The sequence below is a fragment of the Rhizobium sp. CFBP 8752 genome (assembly GCF_014842035.1).
GTDB lineage: Bacteria > Pseudomonadota > Alphaproteobacteria > Rhizobiales > Rhizobiaceae > Neorhizobium > Neorhizobium soli.
This window is the reverse complement of record NZ_JACYUZ010000001.1, coordinates 2,068,198-2,081,306: the sequence shown is the minus strand read 5'-3', so window position 1 is coordinate 2,081,306 and position 13,109 is coordinate 2,068,198. Positions and strand designations below refer to the sequence as shown.

The 13,109-nt window shown below is 60.5% G+C and carries 14 protein-coding genes; 9 read left to right on the top strand and 5 right to left on the bottom strand.

Annotated features, from left to right (window positions below):
- Nucleotides 1-112: 112 nt before the first annotated feature.
- Complete coding sequence (parC, locus tag IFT59_RS10045) at nucleotides 113-2,380, top strand: DNA topoisomerase IV subunit A (protein ID WP_192086741.1); 2,268 nt, start codon at nucleotides 113-115, stop codon at nucleotides 2,378-2,380.
- Between the two features lie 45 nt (nucleotides 2,381-2,425).
- On the opposite strand, the gene IFT59_RS10040 is transcribed toward parC, so the two are convergent.
- From IFT59_RS10040 to hemB, 5 genes are all read right to left on the bottom strand, one after another.
- Complete coding sequence (locus IFT59_RS10040; protein ID WP_092661935.1) at nucleotides 2,426-2,812, bottom strand: type II toxin-antitoxin system death-on-curing family toxin; 387 nt, start codon at nucleotides 2,810-2,812, stop codon at nucleotides 2,426-2,428.
- Complete coding sequence (locus IFT59_RS10035) at nucleotides 2,812-3,033, bottom strand: AbrB/MazE/SpoVT family DNA-binding domain-containing protein (RefSeq protein WP_062453286.1); 222 nt, start codon at nucleotides 3,031-3,033, stop codon at nucleotides 2,812-2,814. The genes IFT59_RS10040 and IFT59_RS10035 overlap by 1 nt, the downstream gene beginning before the upstream one ends.
- 75 nt (nucleotides 3,034-3,108) lie before the next feature.
- Entirely contained in the window at nucleotides 3,109-3,870 is a 762-nt protein-coding gene (locus IFT59_RS10030; protein ID WP_192086740.1) for an arginyltransferase, read from the bottom strand.
- A 121-nt stretch (nucleotides 3,871-3,991) separates the two neighbouring features.
- Entirely contained in the window at nucleotides 3,992-4,450 is a 459-nt protein-coding gene (locus tag IFT59_RS10025; RefSeq protein ID WP_062453284.1) for an RDD family protein, read from the bottom strand.
- Between the two features lie 76 nt (nucleotides 4,451-4,526).
- Nucleotides 4,527-5,537 carry a porphobilinogen synthase gene (gene hemB, locus IFT59_RS10020; protein ID WP_244474015.1) on the bottom strand — a complete coding sequence of 337 codons (1,011 nt, stop codon included), beginning with the start codon at nucleotides 5,535-5,537 and terminating at the stop codon, nucleotides 4,527-4,529.
- Between the two features lie 194 nt (nucleotides 5,538-5,731).
- Between hemB and IFT59_RS10015 the strand changes: the two genes are divergently transcribed.
- From IFT59_RS10015 to ribH, 8 genes are all read left to right on the top strand, one after another.
- Complete coding sequence (locus IFT59_RS10015) at nucleotides 5,732-6,169, top strand: DUF6163 family protein (RefSeq protein WP_192086739.1); 438 nt, start codon at nucleotides 5,732-5,734, stop codon at nucleotides 6,167-6,169.
- A 233-nt stretch (nucleotides 6,170-6,402) separates the two neighbouring features.
- A complete protein-coding gene (gene ldtR, locus IFT59_RS10010; RefSeq protein WP_062454736.1) occupies nucleotides 6,403-6,915 on the top strand; it encodes a transcriptional regulator LdtR in 513 nt (170 codons plus the stop codon).
- A gap of 533 nt (nucleotides 6,916-7,448) precedes the next feature.
- The gene (locus tag IFT59_RS10005) at nucleotides 7,449-8,777 is read left to right on the top strand and encodes a L,D-transpeptidase family protein (RefSeq protein ID WP_062454734.1); all 1,329 of its coding nucleotides are present in this window, start codon (nucleotides 7,449-7,451) and stop codon (nucleotides 8,775-8,777) included.
- 184 nt (nucleotides 8,778-8,961) lie between these two features.
- The gene (gene glyA, locus IFT59_RS10000; protein WP_192086738.1) at nucleotides 8,962-10,251 is read left to right on the top strand and encodes a serine hydroxymethyltransferase; all 1,290 of its coding nucleotides are present in this window, start codon (nucleotides 8,962-8,964) and stop codon (nucleotides 10,249-10,251) included.
- A gap of 9 nt (nucleotides 10,252-10,260) precedes the next feature.
- Nucleotides 10,261-10,740: a transcriptional regulator NrdR gene (gene nrdR / locus IFT59_RS09995; RefSeq protein ID WP_062453281.1), complete on the top strand. Its 480-nt coding sequence runs from the start codon at nucleotides 10,261-10,263 to the stop codon at nucleotides 10,738-10,740.
- 4 nt (nucleotides 10,741-10,744) lie between these two features.
- On the top strand, nucleotides 10,745-11,824 hold the full coding sequence (ribD, locus tag IFT59_RS09990) for a bifunctional diaminohydroxyphosphoribosylaminopyrimidine deaminase/5-amino-6-(5-phosphoribosylamino)uracil reductase RibD (RefSeq protein ID WP_192086737.1): 1,080 nt from the start codon (nucleotides 10,745-10,747) through the stop codon (nucleotides 11,822-11,824).
- A 9-nt stretch (nucleotides 11,825-11,833) separates the two neighbouring features.
- On the top strand, nucleotides 11,834-12,445 hold the full coding sequence (locus tag IFT59_RS09985; RefSeq protein WP_192076737.1) for a riboflavin synthase: 612 nt from the start codon (nucleotides 11,834-11,836) through the stop codon (nucleotides 12,443-12,445).
- A 203-nt stretch (nucleotides 12,446-12,648) separates the two neighbouring features.
- Nucleotides 12,649-13,107 carry a 6,7-dimethyl-8-ribityllumazine synthase gene (ribH, locus tag IFT59_RS09980; protein WP_192086736.1) on the top strand — a complete coding sequence of 153 codons (459 nt, stop codon included), beginning with the start codon at nucleotides 12,649-12,651 and terminating at the stop codon, nucleotides 13,105-13,107.
- The last annotated feature ends 2 nt before the right edge of the window (nucleotides 13,108-13,109 follow it).

Here is a 13,109-nt window from a genome sequence, read left to right as displayed (position 1 = left end):
AGCGTAAATGTTTGTCGCCAAACAGCGAAAACTTGTGTCATCGGCCCGATCATCCACAGGGCGTTTGGATAGGTTTCTTGCCGGGAATCAGGGATTTCTATAGTCAAGTGCCATGGGAAAAATTGTAACTCCACCTGGCGACGGCTCGGGAGACGGCGGCGGCGACCACATTCAGGCGGTTGACCTGAAGGCAGCGCTCGAAGAGCGCTATCTTGCCTACGCTCTTTCCACGATCATGCACCGTGCTCTGCCTGATGTGCGCGACGGTCTGAAACCCGTCCATCGCCGTATCGTCTACGCGATGAACGAGATGGGCCTTCGTCCCAACTCGGCCTTCCGCAAATGCGCAAAGATCGTCGGTGAAGTGATGGGTAACTACCATCCGCACGGCGACCAATCGATCTACGATGCGCTTGCCCGTCTCGCGCAGGATTTCTCGCAGCGCTATCCGCTGGTCAACGGCCAGGGCAATTTCGGCAATATCGACGGCGATAGCCCCGCCGCGATGCGTTACACCGAATCGAAGATGACTGCCGTTGCCGAACTGCTGCTGCAGGGAATCGGCGAGGATGCGGTCGACTTTCGCGATACCTATGACGAGAGCAACTCCGAACCGACGGTTCTGCCCGGTGCCTTCCCGAACCTGCTGGCCAACGGCGCCTCCGGGATCGCGGTCGGCATGGCGACGTCGATCCCGTCGCACAATGCCCATGAAGTCTGCGACGCGGCGCTGCATCTCATCGCCCATCCGGATGCCAGCGTCGAAAAGCTGCTCGAGTTCATGCCGGGTCCGGATCTTCCGACCGGCGGCATCATCATCGATAACCGCGAGTCGATCCTCGAGAGCTACAAGACAGGTCGCGGCGGCTTCCGCGTCCGCGCCAAGTGGGAGATCGAGGATCTCGGCCGCGGCGGCTATCAGATCGTCGTCACCGAAATTCCCTACCAGGTGCAGAAGTCGCGCCTGATCGAAAAGATCGCCGAACTGCTGATTGCCCGCAGGCTGCCGCTGCTCGACGACATCCGCGACGAATCCGCCGAAGACGTCCGCATCATCATCGTGCCGAAGAACCGCACGGTCGATGCGACGCTGCTGATGGAATCGATGTTCAAGCTGACCGAGCTTGAAAACCGCATTCCGCTCAACATGAACTTGCTCTCGATGGGGCGCGTGCCGCGGGTGATGGCGCTGAACGAGGTGCTGCTCGAATGGCTGGCGCATCGCAAGGACGTGCTGGTTCGCCGCTCCCGCTACCGTCTGGCAGCCATCGACCGGCGGCTGGAAATCCTCGGCGGCCTGCTGATCGCCTATCTCAACATCGACGAGGTGATCCGCATCATCCGCGAGGAGGACGAGCCGAAGCCTGTCATGGTGGCGCGCTGGTCTCTGACCGACCTGCAGGTGGAATCGATCCTCAACATGCGGCTGCGCAATTTGCGCAAGCTCGAAGAGTTCGAGATCCGCACCGAGCACGATAATCTGACCAAGGAAAAGGGCGAGATCGAGTCGCTTCTCGCCTCTGACGAACAGCAGTGGAAGACCGTGGCCTGGGAGATCCAGGAGGTCAAGAAACAGTATGCCAAGGCGACCGAACTTGGCCGCCGCCGCACCCAGTTCGCCAATGCGCCGGAAGCCAATCTGGAAGCAATCCAGCAGGCGATGATCGAAAAGGAACCGATCACCGTCGTGATTTCGCAGAAGGGCTGGATCCGCGCCTTGAAGGGGCATGTGACCGATACGTCGGGCCTCGTCTTCAAGGAAGGAGACGGTCCGAAGATCGCGTTCACGGCGCAGACGACCGACAAGCTGCTGCTGGTGACAACAGGCGGCAAGGCCTACACGCTCGGCGCCGACAAGCTGCCGGGCGGCCGCGGCCATGGCGAGCCGATCCGCATCATCGTCGACATGGAGAACGACCAGGACATCCTGACCGCCTTCGTCCACGACGCCAGCCGCAAGATGGTGATCGCCTCGACCGCCGGCTATGGCTTTGTCATTGCCGAAAGCGAGATGGTGGCCAACACCCGCAAGGGCAAGCAGGTCATGAACGTCTCGATGCCGGACGAGGCGAAGCTGGTCGTTCAGGTCAAGGGCGATCACGTCGCGATCGTCGGCGAGAACCGCAAGATGCTGGTCTTTCCGCTCGACCAGTTGCCGGAAATGACACGCGGCAAGGGCGTGCGCCTGCAGCGCTACAAGGACGGCGGCATCTCCGACATCAAGTGTTTCGCAATCGATACCGGGCTTGCCTGGGAAGACAGTGCCGGACGCGCCTTCAACCGCAGCAAGGATGAGCTTCTCGAATGGATGGGTGACCGCGCCTCCGCCGGCCGCACCGTTCCGAAGGGCTTTCCGCGCAGCGGCAAATTCGCCGGCTGATCAGGCCTTTGGATTGAGACGGTTCGCCCTGATGGGCGGACCGGTTCAGGGGTAGGGGACCGTGTGATCGCGAAGGAACCGCGCTGCACCATCCTCGTCGATCTCGCCGGCTGCGACGGAGAGGATGAATTGGTAGAGCGTGGCGTCATCGGTATCGATGGCATACCCGTTGTCCATCAGGAAGACACCGGCTGAGACGATCGCGATCCGCTTGTTTCCGTCGATAAAAGCATTGTTCATTGCAAGAACGTAAAGATACGCTACCGCCAGCTCGATGAGGTCTGTCGATCCATATGCAACCTTGTTGACGGCAAGCATCAGCGCAGATTCCAGCGCGCCCTCATCGCGCAAACCATAAGCCCCACCGAATCTTTCGATCTGGCGCAGGTGGAGGCGTTCAACCAGCGCTCGTGAAAGAAATTGGATGGCCATCACTCGGCCAGCTTCTTGAGGGCAACCTTGTATCTGTCCATGAAGCGCTCCGCATGCTCTAGCTGACGGTTGAAATCGTCATCGAGCGGCTTCAAGACCAGCTTCCCTGCTTCTTCGCTAAGATCGATATTATCTCCCGCGCGCAACCCCATCCGCTCCAGAATCTCCTTCGGGATGATGATGCCTTCGGAATTGCCGATCTTGCGGATGGTGGTCTTCATGCGCGTATCCTCGTGTTGCAACGCGAGTTACAACATGAGGATGGCCGATTTGCAATGCCGTCGGGAGAGGGGGCGTCAGACGTCGCGCGCCGGATCGGCAAGTTCCCATCCGCGGGCCGTCAGGTGTTCCTGAGGCTGGTAGCGGGTCTTGTAGCCCATCTTGGGCGACCCCTTCACCCAGTAGCCGAGATAGACATGCGGCAGGCCGAGCGTCTTCGTGCGGTTGATATGGTCGAGGATCATGAAGGTGCCGAGAGAGCGCTTTTCGAGATCGGGATTGAAGAAGGAATAGACCATCGACAGCCCGTCGCTCATCATGTCGGTCAGCGCCACGGCGAGCAATTCGCCCCTCGGCGTGCCGGCGATACCGTCTCCCGGCTCGCGGCGGCGGTATTCGATGACTCGGGTGTTGACGTGCGAATCCTCGACCATGATCGCGTAGTCGAGGGCGGACATGTCCGACATCCCGCCGCGCTGGTGACGGCTGTCGAGATACCGTCGGAACAGGGAGAACTGTTCGGTCGACGGCTGCGCTGGACCAAGGGTCGCAATGATGTCGCTGTTGGTCGCGAGAACGCGCCTCATGGACTTCGCCGGCTGGAAGTCGCCTGCAAGGATTCGAACAGAAACGCAGGCACGGCACTCTTCGCAGGCTGGCCGGTAGGCGATGTTCTGGGACCGTCGAAACCCGCCTTGGGTCAATAGGTCGTTCATCTCCGCCGCGCGAGGACCGACGAGATGCGTGAACACCTTGCGTTCCATTTCACCCGATAGATACGGACAAATCGCCGGTGCCGTCAGGTAGAACTGAGGTGATGGCGTTGTCTGTGTGTTCATGGAGGTGCAGCCCGGTCCGTCGTCTTGCTCGTGGCGCTACTGATCCTAGCATGGCGCATAACGCGGAAACGTCAACTGGCGCATTTGCCGGTTGACGAATCCCTGGATCACTGTTGCGGTCTTAGGACCTGCGGACGACGACGGTGCCGAGGAGGAGATCGTGAACCAGCCGCGAGCGCTCGATAAACAGGCCGGCCAGGAGCACCAGCGGCGTCAGTACCGAATTGATCACCCAGAACAGTACCGTGTGAACCATGGCAGTCAGGAAATCCATCCGGCGCCCGTCGACCCGTGTCATGGCAAGCCCCATGGCGCGCATGCCCGGAGATCCCTGGCTGGCGCCACCGAGCGTCAGGCCGAAATAGAGGAGGGCGACGATGAAGAACAACGCGGGATAGAGCATGAAGCCAAGCCCGAGCGTCAGAATTCCCAAGAAGAACACGATCACCGCTGCAGGGATGCACAGCAGAAGAACGAACAGGTAATCGATGACAAAGGCGAAGATCCGGCGTGACAGAACGCCGCTATAGGCGCGCCAATTGTCCGGTGCGGCATAGGTCGGGTTCGGTTCGAAGCTCATTCGCGTGGTTCTCCAGTTGTACCAAACTCGATATAAGAGGTGGCAAGCCCAACAGCAAGGTTTGCCACCATAGGCTTTAAACCCGGCCGAGTTTCTTCGCGGCCTCGATCGCAAAGTAGGTCAGGATGCCGTCGCAGCCGGCGCGCTTGAAGCAGAGCAGCGTCTCCATCATGATCCGGTCGCCGTCGATCCAGCCGTTCATCGCCGCCGCCTTGATCTGAGAATATTCGCCGGAGACCTGATAGGCGTAGGTCGGCAGGCCGAAGGCTTCCTTCACGCGCCAACAGATGTCGAGATAGGCGATGCCCGGCTTGACCATCAGCATGTCGGCGCCTTCTTCCACGTCGAGTGCCGCGTCGCGCATCGCTTCTGTGCCGTTGGCGGGCGAGATGTAATAGGCGTTCTTGTCGCCCTTCAGGAGCCCGCTCGTATTGATCGCCTCACGGTACGGACCGTAAAATCCCGAGGAGAACTTTGTCGCATAGGACATGATGCCGACATCCTGGTGACCGGCAGCGTCGAGCCCGCGGCGGATGGCGCCGATGCGACCGTCCATCATCTCGGACGGCGCGATGATGTCGGCACCTGCATCCGCCTGCAGGACCGCCGCCTTGATCACCTGATCAACCGTCTCGTCGTTGACGATGATGCCCTCACGCAGGATGCCGTCATGGCCATGGCTGGTGAATGGATCGAGCGCCACGTCGGTGATGACGCCGATATTGGGCACCGCTTTCTTCGCGGCGATGGTGAACTGGTTGATGAGGTTGTTCGGATCGAGGATCGCTGATCCCGTCTCATCGCGCAGGTTCATCTCGATGTCGGGGAAGGGCGCAACAGCTGGAATGCCGAGATCGGCCGCTTCCCGTATGGCTTCCACCGCCTTGTCGACGCTCATCCGGTTGACCCCGGGCATCGACTTGATCGGATCGACGATGCCGGTGCCGGGCACGATGAAGATCGGCCAGATCAGGTCGTCCACGGTCAGCCGGTTCTCCTGCACCATGCGTCGCGTCCAGTCTGCCTTGCGGTTGCGCCGCATGCGGCGATGACCGGTGACGTGGTCGACGAGGTGGGTCTTGTCCATGACGGATACTCCGTTCTTATTGCTCGCTGCTGACGAGAGCGTTTCCTGGCTGGATTGAAACATTCTGCCGGAGCAGGCTTGTGTCAGGTCAAACGCTCTAACACGCGAGAAACTGTTTATGAATGGGGCTTACTGCGCATTGCTGCCATGCGGCCTGCTGGCGGCTCGCGACGTCTCCCGATATGATCGAAGGCATGGAATCTGATTCACCCACGGTACCCAAGCGCACGCTGACGGAAATCCTTTTCGTCGTCTTCCTCAGGATTATCGCGGTTGCCTGCCTATGGTTCGGCATCCAGTACTGGGCGATGCTGGTCGGCTATTCGCTGCACGGCATGGCGCGCTTCGATCTTCTGGCGCCGCCATGGAAAGTGGCGGCGGCCTCGCTTGCCGTTCTGTTTCCGGTTGCCTCGCTCGGTTTGTGGCTCACTGTGTCCTGGGGCGCGGTGCTCTGGACTATCGCAGCGTTCGCGCAGGTGCTGATGTATCTCGTCTGGCCAGAAATCTTCGGACGGAACACTCTTGTGCCCATCCTGCACGGCCTCGTGGCCGCCATTTACGGCGTGTTTCGGCTCTCTTTATGGCTGGAAGAGCGGCGCAAGGCGGAGCGGGTAAGGATTGATTCACCTTGACCCTAAAGCTTTGGCGCCTTTATTTGGCCTGAAATTTCGACCTAACCCATTGATTTCAATAGGGCGGAAATAAGGGTGAGGGGGAGGCAGCTAGACTGCCGACGATTGGAAAAACTTCTGCAAGATTTTGTTAACCCTTTGTTTTAAGTCGAATTTTATGCGCTTTCGTTAGTGTCTGTCTCAAGGCGGGAATAAACAAACACACCGCCAAGCAAAACAGTGAGGCAGTCATGATGAACACGAAAATGAAGCCGCAGGCACCGGTCGCAGCAGACATCAACGAAGACCCGATCCGTTCGCTTTATATGGAATCGCTCCACCTGGTAGAGCGTCTTCACCGCCGCCTGCTCGACGTCATCAAGGACGAGTTCGACCGCCAGGGTCGCGACGACGTCAACGCCATCCAGGCACTTCTCCTCTTCAACATCGGCAACTCGGAACTCACTGCCGGTGAACTGCGCTCGCGCGGTTACTATCTCGGCTCCAACGTTTCCTACAACGTCAAGAAGCTGGTCGACCTCGGTTTCATCAACCACCAGCGTTCGCGCATCGACCGCCGCTCGGTCCGCATCAGCCTGACCAAGGAAGGCCAGGAAGTCGCAGAAACCGTCGCCAAGCTCTATGATCGCCACGTCGGCTCGATCGAAAAGGTCGGCGGCATCGGCGAGGGCGAGTTCTCGCAGATGAACAAGCTGCTGCAGCGCCTCGACCGTTTCTGGAACGACAGCATCGCTTACCGCATGTAATATCTGCCATCGCCGCGCCGCGCTCCTGAACCACCGGAGGCGCGACGGCGGCACGGCAAAGACAACTGTCGGCGCCTGCATTTCCTCCAGTCATGCAGTGGCACGACACACATATCGGGCGGAGCGTAGCAATACGCTCCGCCGATCCTGTTTCAGAGCTCCAGATGTCCTTTGTCATGGTCGCCTGATGCAGGCTCTTTAAGAACACCGGAACGCAGCGTTCTCTCGCTCCACAGCGCACTCCCAACCTCCCGAAATGGCTTCGAGTTCGCGCGTGCCACATTTCCCGTTAAGTAACTCGAAGGAGGCCGAAAAGTCACGCTTTCACACGGCTTTGTGACGCTGCGGCAACTGACACGAATTGGCCATATTGCTATGGGACCGCCATGCTTGAACAGGTTCGGGAAACTCGTGCTACTCCAGATGGCCCCCCGAGCATTTCCAGCAGCCCAGCCGCGGAATTTTGCGCGTTTATTAACCATATCCCTGTAGCGCTTTTGTTTTGAAGCCTCTGGGACCAGATGGACAGGATGATGTCGAAAAAGATCGGATCGGAATTGCTTTCCCGCCGCGCCATGTTGCGTTCGGCCGTCTCCGTGGGTGCCGCCGTTCTGGCCGCGCCGGCTTTGGCGCAGTCGACGCTCGATGGCATCATGACCGCGCCTCGTCGTGGCAACTGGGATGACCAGTTCGATGCGCGTGGTTCGCGCTCGGCCGTCGGTGTCGTCTCCAACAATCCGATCCTTGGTTCCGAAGGCCCGGCAAACATTCAGCAGGCAATTGCCTTCTATCAGCAGATCGTTTCTGCAGGTGGCTGGCCCGATGTCAATTCGTCCGTGCGCCTGCAGCTCGGCGTCGTTGATCCGTCTGTGCAGAACCTGCGCCGTCGCCTGATGATCGCCGGCGATCTCGATCAGTCCGCAGGCATGTCCAGCTCGTTCGACAGCAATGTCGACGGTGCGGTCAAGCGCTTCCAGGCCCGTCACGGCCTGCCGGCAGATGGCGTGCTTGGCGAATTCAGCGTCAAGGCGATGAACGTTCCGGCCCAGACACGTCTGATGCAGCTCGAAACCAACCGGGTTCGCCTGCAGTCGATGTCCGGTGATCTCGGTTCGCGTTACGTCATGGTCAACATCCCGGCGGCCTATGTGGAAGCGGTCGAGAACGATCGCGTGGCGCTGCGCACCAATGCGGTCGTCGGCCGTATCGACCGCCCGACCCATGCGATCAATTCGAAGATCTACGAAGTCATCCTCAATCCTTACTGGACCGCACCGCGCTCGATCGTCGAAAAGGACATCGTGCCGTTGATGCGCAAGGACCCGACCTACCTGACGCGCAACAACATCCGTCTGATCGACGGTCGTGGCCAGGAAGTGTCGCCGGAAACCGTGGATTGGAATGCCCCCAAGGCGCCGAACTTCATGTTCCGCCAGGATCCGGGCAAGATCAACGCGATGTCCTCGACGAAGATCAACTTCCACAACCCGAACAACGAATACATGCACGACACGCCCCAGCAGGGCCTGTTCAACAAGCTGATGCGCTTTGAGTCCTCGGGCTGCATGCGTATCCAGAACGTGCGCGATCTCGTGACCTGGCTGCTGCGTGACACGCCCGGCTGGTCGCGTCAGGAAATCGAACGGGTTATCGCTGCTCGCCAGAACAACCCGATCAAGCTCAGCCAGGAAGTTCCGGTCTATATCGTCTATGTCACGGCATGGTCGGCAAAGGACCAGGTCGTCCAGTTCCGCGACGACATCTACCAGCGCGACGGCAACCAGGAACTGGCTCTGCAGACCACGACCGGCGTGGAGCGTGCCTCCGGTGCGATCACCGAACAGGATCTCCTGCCGCAATAAGCAGGACGTCGCTGACGAACGACGAAGTCGATTGAAAGGCCGCATCGCCCAAAAGGGTGGTGCGGCCTTTTGCCGTGTCTCGAAACGGAGTTGGACGTGCAAATGTCGCTCCGTGTATTGCCCTGATCGGAAGGGAAGGCTAAGACGCGTCACATCGCCTGCCACCCTTCGAGGAGCCTCGCACATGTCCAATACCGAAGCATTCTTCTCCCGCCCGCTGGCCGAATCCGATCCGGATATTTTCGGCGCGATCGAGAAGGAACTTGGCCGTCAGCGCCATGAGATCGAACTGATCGCCTCGGAAAACATCGTGTCGCGTGCCGTGCTCGAAGCCCAGGGCTCGATCATGACCAACAAGTATGCCGAGGGCTATCCGGGCAAGCGCTACTACGGCGGCTGCCAGTTCGTCGACATCGCCGAAGAACTTGCCATCGAACGTGCCAAAAAGCTGTTCGGTGTGAACTTCGCCAATGTCCAGCCCAATTCCGGTTCGCAGATGAACCAGGCCGTGTTCCTGGCGCTGCTGCAGCCGGGCGACACGTTCATGGGCCTCGATCTCAACTCGGGGGGGCACCTGACCCACGGCTCGCCGGTCAACATGTCCGGCAAGTGGTTCAACGTCGTGTCCTACGGCGTTCGTGAAGGCGACAACCTTCTCGATATGGATGCCGTGGCTGAGAAGGCCCGCACGACCAAGCCGAAGCTGATCATCGCCGGCGGCACGGCCTATTCCCGCACCTGGGACTGGAAGCGTTTCCGCGAGATCGCCGACGAAGTCGGTGCCTATCTCATGGTCGACATGGCGCATATCGCCGGTCTCGTTGCCGGCAACCAGCATCCGTCGCCGTTCCCGCACTGCCATGTCGCGACCACCACGACCCACAAGTCGCTGCGCGGACCGCGCGGCGGCATGATCCTTACCAATGACGAGGATCTGGCGAAGAAATTCAACTCGGCTGTCTTCCCTGGCCTGCAGGGCGGCCCGCTGATGCATGTCATTGCCGCAAAGGCGGTGGCCTTCGGCGAAGCGCTGCAACCTGAATTCCAGGATTACGCGGCTCAGATCGTCAAGAACGCCAAGGCCCTGTCGGAAACGCTGGTGGCAGGCGGTCTCGACATCGTCTCCGGCGGCACCGACAACCACCTGATGCTGGTCGATCTGCGCAAGAAGAACGCGACCGGAAAGCGGGCTGAAGCAGCACTTGGCCGCGGCTATATCACCTGCAACAAGAACGGCATTCCGTTCGATCCTGAAAAGCCATTCGTCACGTCCGGTATCCGTCTCGGCACGCCGGCCGGAACGACGCGCGGTTTCAAGGAAGCCGAGTTCACCGAAATCGGCAATCTGATCGTCGAACTGCTTGACGGCCTGAAGACTGCCAATTCGGACGAGGGCAATGCGGTGGTGGAAGCGGGTGTCCGCGACAAGGTGATGACGCTCACCAATCGCTTCCCGATGTACCCATACCTCTAAGGAAAAGCGATGCGCTGCCCCTATTGCGGTTCGGAAGATACCCAGGTCAAGGACTCGCGTCCGGCCGAGGATTTCACCTCCATAAGGCGGCGGCGCATTTGCCCTGACTGCGGCGGTCGCTTCACGACATTCGAGCGCGTGCAGTTGCGCGAGCTGCTGGTGTCGAAGAAGACTGGCCGCAAGGTACCGTTCGACCGCAACAAGCTGGTGCGGTCGTTCCAGATCGCGCTGCGCAAGCGGCCGGTCGATCCCGACCGCATCGAGCGCGCCGTCTCCGGCATCGTCCGGCGCCTCGAAAGCTCGGGCGAGAGCGAAATCTCCTCCGAAGAGATCGGCCTGCAGGTGCTCGAATCGCTGAAAAGCCTCGATGACGTTGCCTTCGTGCGCTACGCATCCGTCTATCGCGACTTCTCCCATGCGGAGGACTTCGAGAAAGTGATATCCGAGATCAACGCCAAGATTGCCCGCGATCCCGGGCTGGAGTCCTGACGCCATGTCGGAGGCCGACGACCAGAGGTTCATGGCCGCAGCGCTGAGGCTTTCGCGCTGGCATGAAGGCCAGACCATGACCAATCCATCGGTCGGCTGCGTGCTCGTCAGGGATGGTGCCATTGTTGGTGCAGCGGTTACGGCCCGCGATGGCCGACCACATGCGGAAGCCCGCGCGCTCGCCGTTGCCGGCGAGAAGGCGAGGGGGGCGACCGCCTATGTGACGCTGGAACCTTGCGCCCATCACGGCAAGACCCCGCCCTGCGCCAATGCGCTCGTGGCGGCCGGTGTTTCCCGCGTTGTCGTCAGCGTCGCCGATCCCGATCCGCGCGTCTCCGGTCAGGGATTGAAGATCCTGCACGATGCCGGCATCGCGACCGAGCTTGGCCTGATGGAAGATGACGGCAAGCGCGCGCTCGCCGGTTATCTCTCCCGCCAGATCCGCCACCGCCCTTACGTCACGCTCAAGCTAGCCGTCTCGGCCGACGGAATGCTGGGACGCCGTGGCGAGGAAGTGCTGATCACCGGGCCGCTCGCCCGTGCCCAGGTGCATGTCATGCGCGCCGAAAGCGATGCGATCCTGGTTGGTATGGGAACCGTCCGTTCCGACGATCCGCAACTGACGGTCCGGCTTCCCGAGATGAGCGACAGATCGCCCGTCCGCATTATTCTAGACCGCCGTCTCGAACTGCCGCTCGACAGCCTTCTGGTGAAGTCTGCCCGCGACGTGCCTGTGATCGTGGCCTGCGTGCCGGTCTCGCAAGAGTCCGAAAAGCGCGAAAAACTTCTGGCCGCAGGTGTCGATGTGATCGAGGCAGGCGATCTCGCAGCACTTCTCGACCAGTTGGCGACACGCGGAATTTCCCTTCTATTCGTCGAAGGCGGCGCAACGGTTGGCAAGGCCTTTCTGGATGCCGGCCTCGTCGATCGGATCGTGCTGTCGCAGGGGCCGACGATGGTGGGCGAGGGCGGTCTTGAATCGCCTCTGTCGCCATCCGATATGCCGGAGGGTTTCCAGCTGGTTCGTGAGGATACGTTCGGTCCCGACCGTTCCTACGATTTCCAGAAAATTGAGCAGTCATAGAGGTCGTCGATGTTTACCGGAATTGTCACCGATGTCGGAACCGTAGCGGCGACGACCCCGATGGACGAGGGCGTCAAGCTCCGTATCGCCACCAGCTACGATCCGAAGACGATCGCGATGGGTGCCTCGATCGCCCATGGCGGCGTTTGCCTGACCGTGACCAACTTGCCCGAGGACGGCAGCAATGAGCGCTGGTTCGAGGTGGAAGCCTGGGAAGAAGCGCTGCGGCTGACAACGATCGCTGGCTGGACATCCGGTACCCGCGTCAATCTGGAGCGGGCGCTGAAGATCGGCGACGAACTGGGCGGCCATATCGTCTCCGGCCATGTCGACGGCAAGGCGGAGATCCTGTCCGTGACCTCCGAAGGCGAAGCAGTCCGCATTCGCCTTCGGGCGCCGGAAAGCCTCGCCCGCTTCGTCGCGCCGAAGGGATCGGTTGCGCTCGATGGCACATCGCTGACCGTCAACTCGGTCGATGGCACCGATTTCGACGTGCTGCTGATCAGGCACACGCTGGGCGTCACCACATGGGGCGATCGCCAGGCCGGCGATTTCGTCAATTTCGAAGTCGATACGATGGCCCGCTACGCAGCAAGGCTGGCCCAGTTCCCGACAGGCTGAGGCTGACCCGACGATATGCGGAAACAGCCGGCAGCGGGCAAGCTGCGCTCCTCCTGTTCCGCCCCGATGGCGTTGCAGAATAGGTATTCGCGCCCTGCAACGCAGCGTTCAGCGAAAACCACTTGCCATTCCCGGCCGGGCATGTTTTGACCGCCGACTATTCGGCCTGTCGCCCAACGCGCCGATGTAACCAAGGTGAAATCATGCCGCAAGAACACGCACCTCACATCCTGATCGTGGAAGCACGGTTTTATGACGACATGGCGGACGCGCTGCTCGATGGCGCAACGACCGCTCTCAAGGATGCGGGTGCGACCTACGACGTGGTGACGGTTCCGGGAGCCCTCGAAATTCCGCCGGCGATCGCCATGGCGCTCGACGCCGGCGATCAGGACGGCACGACCTATGACGGTTTTGTCGCGCTCGGCATGGTCATCCGCGGCGAAACATATCATTTCGACATCGTCTCGAACGAATCCTCGCGCGCGCTGATGGATCTCGCGGTCTCGGAATCACTGGCGATCGGCAACGGCATCATGACCGTCGAGAACGATGAACAGGCCTGGGTGCGTATCAAGCGGTCCGAAAAGGACAAGGGCGGCTTTGCGGCCCGTGCGTGTCTCACCATGATCGCGCTGCGCGAAAAGCTGAATGGTGGTTGATA

What these genes read in the sequence shown, in the direction of transcription:
- IFT59_RS10005 (WP_062454734.1), top strand. Translation starts at nt 7,449, where the DNA reads ATGTCGAAAAAGATCGGATCGGAATTGCTTTCCCGCCGCGCCATGTTG.
- ldtR (WP_062454736.1), top strand. Translation starts at nt 6,403, where the DNA reads ATGAACACGAAAATGAAGCCGCAGGCACCGGTCGCAGCAGACATCAAC.
- IFT59_RS10025 (WP_062453284.1), bottom strand. Translation starts at nt 4,450, where the DNA reads ATGAGCTTCGAACCGAACCCGACCTATGCCGCACCGGACAATTGGCGC.
- hemB (WP_244474015.1), bottom strand. Translation starts at nt 5,537, where the DNA reads ATGGACAAGACCCACCTCGTCGACCACGTCACCGGTCATCGCCGCATG.
- glyA (WP_192086738.1), top strand. Translation starts at nt 8,962, where the DNA reads ATGTCCAATACCGAAGCATTCTTCTCCCGCCCGCTGGCCGAATCCGAT.
- IFT59_RS09985 (WP_192076737.1), top strand. Translation starts at nt 11,834, where the DNA reads ATGTTTACCGGAATTGTCACCGATGTCGGAACCGTAGCGGCGACGACC.
- IFT59_RS10030 (WP_192086740.1), bottom strand. Translation starts at nt 3,870, where the DNA reads ATGAACACACAGACAACGCCATCACCTCAGTTCTACCTGACGGCACCG.
- ribH (WP_192086736.1), top strand. Translation starts at nt 12,649, where the DNA reads ATGCCGCAAGAACACGCACCTCACATCCTGATCGTGGAAGCACGGTTT.
- IFT59_RS10040 (WP_092661935.1), bottom strand. Translation starts at nt 2,812, where the DNA reads ATGGCCATCCAATTTCTTTCACGAGCGCTGGTTGAACGCCTCCACCTG.
- parC (WP_192086741.1), top strand. Translation starts at nt 113, where the DNA reads ATGGGAAAAATTGTAACTCCACCTGGCGACGGCTCGGGAGACGGCGGC.
- ribD (WP_192086737.1), top strand. Translation starts at nt 10,745, where the DNA reads ATGTCGGAGGCCGACGACCAGAGGTTCATGGCCGCAGCGCTGAGGCTT.
- IFT59_RS10035 (WP_062453286.1), bottom strand. Translation starts at nt 3,033, where the DNA reads ATGAAGACCACCATCCGCAAGATCGGCAATTCCGAAGGCATCATCATC.
- IFT59_RS10015 (WP_192086739.1), top strand. Translation starts at nt 5,732, where the DNA reads ATGGAATCTGATTCACCCACGGTACCCAAGCGCACGCTGACGGAAATC.
- nrdR (WP_062453281.1), top strand. Translation starts at nt 10,261, where the DNA reads ATGCGCTGCCCCTATTGCGGTTCGGAAGATACCCAGGTCAAGGACTCG.